This is a genomic window from Lactobacillus sp. N54.MGS-719, from assembly GCF_000980505.1.
GTDB lineage: Bacteria > Bacillota > Bacilli > Lactobacillales > Lactobacillaceae > Lactobacillus > Lactobacillus amylovorus.
The window spans coordinates 1-626 of record NZ_LARO01000137.1; the positions used below are offsets into that span (position 1 = coordinate 1).

Annotated in this window: 1 protein-coding gene; it reads right to left on the reverse strand. The window is 41.9% G+C overall.

What is annotated here, in order from left to right:
* Positions 1-626 (reverse strand): RNA-guided endonuclease TnpB family protein (locus tag WS44_RS09640; RefSeq protein ID WP_046434134.1); only part of this gene is annotated, 626 nt, incomplete at both ends.

A 626-nucleotide genomic window follows, 5' to 3' on the forward strand; every position in this document is an offset into this window, starting at 1 on the left:
CAGTTGAGAGTACTTGTAAAAAGTCATTACGCTGTCTTCTGATCTTATCGTGCAGTTTAGCGACTATTAGACGCTGTTTTTGATAGTTTTTTGCTAGCCACAAATTGCGTCCTTCTTTTTTTGCCCGGCGCTGCCTGCGAGACAAGACACGTTGGGCATGGGCCAGCTTCTTTTTGGCTTTGCGGTAAAAGCGTGGATTAGCGACCATTGATCCATTTGATTCCGTCAAGAAATTATCAAGGTTGAGATCTATTCCAATTTGACTCTGCGTCTTAGGCAAGGCTTTAACAAAAGCAGTATCGCTGCCTAATTGCATAGACAGGTAGAACTGGTCATCAGCAGTCTTTTTTATCGTGACTGTGCCAATTCTAGTTGGAATCTGCTTAAGCAAGCGCTCTTTAATCAGTTTTCTAAAACCAGCAATGCGGACAATTCCCAGCTTAGGCAATTTAATATGTTTAGCATCAATAAATCTAGCTGTCCCGTTATCAAGATAGGCTTCTGACTGCTTAGGATATTGACAGTTGGTCTGATATGACCAGTCGCTGCGTTTTTTGTGAAAAGTCGGAATTCCATGACCAATCTTGCGATAGTTGTTCCAAGCTTTCTGATAGTTTTGAATCGCA